Source organism: Ferruginibacter sp., assembly GCF_031430955.1.
Taxonomy (GTDB): Bacteria; Bacteroidota; Bacteroidia; order Chitinophagales; family Chitinophagaceae; genus Ferruginibacter.
Window position 1 is genome coordinate 1 of the sequence record NZ_JANPCM010000273.1, and the last position, 4,157, is coordinate 4,157.

The following is a 4,157-nucleotide window of genomic DNA, read 5'->3' on the forward strand; positions in this document are numbered from 1 at the left end:
ATCGTTTTCAAAGTGTTTTATAATTACAGCTTTGCCAACTCCAACCTCCGATAATCGCCTGTCCATTTATATTATTTTAAGTAGCACAAAAGTATTCATTAGTAATTGTTTAATAATTTCGAGATTAGAAATTAACTATGCCAATTCAATTTTTTTTTCTGCAGGATAAACTTATACTTAAAGATCGGACCGCTTTAAAAACCTTTTTGTCTACAGTTTTTCGTAAACATAATAAGCAGCTTTCAAACCTTACCTATATTTTCTGCTCAGATGATTATCTCCTTGCCATAAACAAAGCTCACTTGCAACACGATTTTTATACGGATATTATAACTTTCGACTTATCTGAAACGCTAAGGCACATTACAGGGGAAATTTATATTAGTACCGATAGGGTTAGAGATAATGCCGCCACTTTAGGTTTAAGTATTAAAAAGGAGCTGCATCGTGTAATATTTCATGGCGCTTTGCACCTTTGCGGGTATAAAGACAAAAGCGCAAGACACCTAAAGGAGATGAGGGCTGCGGAAGACCGGTGTTTGATTACTTACTTTAAGTGATGTTCCACGAATCCCTTTTTAACTCCAACTAAATTACCATTAGTTTACAGGGTTCCACGAATCCCTGTTTCTACTGGAAACATAATATATTTGAGAATGGTAAGAAAGAAATGGACTCCAAAAGAAGAAATTACGGATGCCTTACTGAAATTTAGAGAGAAGCGTAAGTGGCAATTGGCTTTACGAAGATATATATTGGAAAAAAAGGCCGCTGCCACATACGCACCTTACTTTGGGCTGGACGTAAATGGGTTTAGGAAATGGATAGAATTACAGTTTACTGCAGATTTGAACTGGGATAACTTTGCAACAGCTTGGCAATTTGATCATATTGTGCCTGTTACTTACTTTGACTTTGACAAAGAGGAAGACTTGAGACTCTGCTGGAATTTTATAAATGTTAGGGTAGAGAAGCTTGAACTGAACAAAAATCGGGGCAATCGCATTGATGTGTTGGCTGTAAAACCCTACTTTCAAAACCTATATAATAAAACAGGTTATGACTTTTGCTTAAAAATGATAGATAAACTGGCAATAATTGAAGTTTCCAATATGGAAAGTCACCCTGCTATTGAAAATTTTATCATTAATAATAAAGAACACCTCGAAAATATCGCTACTTTAAGCAAGGAAGAATTTAAAAAATTCAATCTGGGCATTTCGCTCAACGATATTCTTTTGGAAAGAGAAATACTTAGAAAGTTCGGCACCTAAACTTCTTAACTACCATAAATAATTTCTAAACTACCTTTGCCAAATGTTTGCAGAATACGATATTATAGTGGTGGGTGCAGGTCATGCCGGTTGCGAAGCAGCCGCAGCAGCCGCCAATTTGGGTAGCAGGGTGCTTTTGGTTACCATGAACATGCAAACTATTGCCCAAATGAGCTGCAACCCGGCAATGGGCGGCATTGCAAAAGGGCAAATTGTAAGGGAAATTGATGCCATGGGTGGATATAGCGGTATAGTTACTGATAAAAGCATGATACAATTTAGAATGCTTAACCGCAGCAAAGGCCCGGCAATGTGGAGCCCAAGAGCTCAAAGCGACAGAATGTTGTTTGCAGCAAAGTGGAGAGAAATGCTGGAGAATACTCCCAATGTGGACTTTTACCAGGATATGGTAAACAGTCTTTTAATAAAAAATGGGCGTGTTTACGGTGTTGTAACTGGTTTGGGGCACGAGATAAAGGCAAAATCGGTGGTTTTAACTAACGGCACTTTTTTAAATGGTGTTATACATATTGGTGAGAAACAATTGGGTGGAGGAAGAATGGCAGAGAAAGCCGCTACTGGAATAACAGAACAATTGGTATCGCTGGGTTTTGAAAGCGACCGGCTTAAAACCGGAACGCCACCAAGGCTAGATGGCCGTAGCTTGGATTACAGCAAGATGGAAGAGCAGAAAGGAGATGAGGAAATTGTTGGCTTTAGTTACCTGCCTACAAAAAAAATAACCACAGCTCAACAAAAAAGCTGCTGGATAACTTACACCAGCCCCGAAGTACACGATATTTTAAAAACAGGCTTTGAAAAAAGCCCAATGTTCCAGGGAAGAATACAGGGAACAGGGCCACGGTATTGCCCAAGTATTGAAGATAAAATAAACCGGTTTGCCGAACGTGACAGGCACCAGTTGTTTGTAGAGCCGGAAGGTTTTAATACCATTGAGATATATGTGAATGGATTTTCCTCTTCTTTACCAGAAGATGTTCAACATCAAGCACTTAAGTTGGTTCCAGGCTTCGAAAACTGCAAAATGTTCAGGCCGGGTTATGCCATTGAATACGATTTTTTTCCACCTACTCAATTAAAATTTAGTTTAGAAACGAAGCTGATTGAAAACTTGTTTTTTGCGGGACAGATTAATGGAACAACCGGTTATGAGGAAGCTGCCTGCCAGGGATTAATGGCTGGCATAAATGCTCACCAAAAAGCAACAGAACAGGAAGCGCTGGTATTAAAAAGAAGTGAAGCCTATATTGGTGTGTTGATTGATGATTTAATAAATAAAGGAACAGACGAGCCATACCGAATGTTTACGAGCAGGGCTGAGTTTAGAACTTTACTGAGACAGGATAATGCGGATTTAAGGTTGACAGAAAAAAGTTACCGCCTTGGTTTGGCAAGCCAGCAAAGGATGGAAATGGTAAAAACTAAAAAAGAAGGGGTGGACCAGATAAAAGAAATACTGTCAGGAATAAGCCTGGATCCGGAAGAAATAAATCCCTTTTTAGAAAGCGTACAATCATCAACGTTAGTTAATAAACAAAAAGATGCACAAATTTTATTAAGACCAAATATTGGGTTACATAATATGATGAAGCAAATCCCTTCTTTAGAAAATGCATTGAAATATTTTACTCCGGAAACATTAGAACAGGCAGAGATACAATTGAAATACGAAACTTATATTGAAAAGGAAAAAGAACTGGTGGCAAAAATGAGCCAGTTGGAAGATTTAATTATTCCGGATAATTTTGATTATGAAAAATTGGTTTCATTAGGTACAGAAGCCAAACAGAAATTTAAAAAAATAAAGCCACGTACTTTAGGGCAGGCCTCACGTATATCAGGCGTAAATCCAAGTGATGTACAGATATTGATGGTGTTTATGGGAAGATAGCGGAATGTTGAATTTGCGAATGGCGAATATTTTTCTGCTTAAAAAAAAATTCGATATTCGCCATTCGCAAATTCAATATATTTTAGAATTATACGTTTATTACAAAAAAATTTACAATGCATTTAAACTTCCAGAACGACACCCCTAAAGAATTGGTTTTTGAAACAGTGGCAGAATACCTGCACCACCAGCATTTAAAAATTAATAAACAGGATAGCACCAGGCCCTGGGGTGGTTTTTTTGTGATTGAAGAAAACGAAGCTGAAAAATTTATAGCATTATATTTTCCGCACCTTACCAAAGAAGAATTAAATATTAGCGGCAAGCTTAGTCCTAAAATTTTAGTAGTAGCACCCAACAAAAGATTAAGCTGGCAATACCACCACCGCAGAGCCGAAATTTGGAAACTGATTGGTGGCGTGGCCGGAGTAGTAACCAGCGATACCGACGAAGAAAAAGAAACCAAAGATTTAAATATCAGCGATATCATACAATTAAAACAAGGCGAACGCCACCGTTTGCTGGGTACCGATGGCTGGGGCATTATTGCAGAAATTTGGCGCCACACTGATGCGGCCAACCCAAGTGATGAAGACGATATTGTAAGGGTGCAGGATGATTTTGGAAGATAGGGTTGGCCACGGATTAAACAAATAATTTAATAGAGGCAGCTAATAGTATTGGCTGCCTTTTGGTTGTTAATCAAATCTGTATGAACTTTAATTCATGAAACTGTTATTAAAATTTCTTTGTGGAATTTGTTTGTTGGTTTCCTGTGGAGGAAAGCAACAGATAAAATATCTTACCGATTTGGAACAGGTGAATATTAAAGGCAATGTTACAAAATTGGTAACAGAAACATATAATGTTGACAGCCTTGGTGAACTTGGAAAATTGGAGTCAGTAACAATTGAAATTTTTGATGAACTTGGATACACCATTACTGATACAACAAAAAATTTTATAGAAAA

Annotated in this window: 5 protein-coding genes; all 5 read left to right on the plus strand. The window is 37.7% G+C overall.

The features are described from left to right. The first annotated feature begins 137 nt into the window (after window positions 1-137). Window positions 138-560, plus strand: a complete 423-nt coding sequence (gene ybeY / locus ACY65O_RS07725) for an rRNA maturation RNase YbeY (protein WP_462220278.1) — start codon at window positions 138-140, stop codon at window positions 558-560. 96 nt (window positions 561-656) lie between these two features. Next, window positions 657-1,274 carry a hypothetical protein gene (locus tag ACY65O_RS07730; protein ID WP_462220279.1) on the plus strand — a complete coding sequence of 206 codons (618 nt, stop codon included), beginning with the start codon at window positions 657-659 and terminating at the stop codon, window positions 1,272-1,274. A 43-nt stretch (window positions 1,275-1,317) separates the two neighbouring features. After that, window positions 1,318-3,186 (plus strand): tRNA uridine-5-carboxymethylaminomethyl(34) synthesis enzyme MnmG, encoded by a 1,869-nt coding sequence (gene mnmG, locus ACY65O_RS07735; protein ID WP_462220280.1) that lies wholly within the window; start codon window positions 1,318-1,320, stop codon window positions 3,184-3,186. A gap of 116 nt (window positions 3,187-3,302) precedes the next feature. Further along, a complete protein-coding gene (locus tag ACY65O_RS07740) occupies window positions 3,303-3,818 on the plus strand; it encodes a cupin domain-containing protein (protein WP_462220281.1) in 516 nt (171 codons plus the stop codon). A gap of 94 nt (window positions 3,819-3,912) precedes the next feature. Then, on the plus strand, window positions 3,913-4,157 hold a 245-nt coding region (locus tag ACY65O_RS07745), incomplete at its 3' end, for a hypothetical protein (RefSeq protein ID WP_462220282.1).

Bases quoted from the DNA above. Each gene is read 5' to 3' on its own strand.
- ybeY (WP_462220278.1), top strand. From the start codon at position 138: ATGCCAATTCAATTTTTTTTTCTGCAGGATAAACTTATACTTAAAGAT.
- ACY65O_RS07730 (WP_462220279.1), top strand. From the start codon at position 657: ATGGTAAGAAAGAAATGGACTCCAAAAGAAGAAATTACGGATGCCTTA.
- mnmG (WP_462220280.1), top strand. From the start codon at position 1,318: ATGTTTGCAGAATACGATATTATAGTGGTGGGTGCAGGTCATGCCGGT.
- ACY65O_RS07740 (WP_462220281.1), top strand. From the start codon at position 3,303: ATGCATTTAAACTTCCAGAACGACACCCCTAAAGAATTGGTTTTTGAA.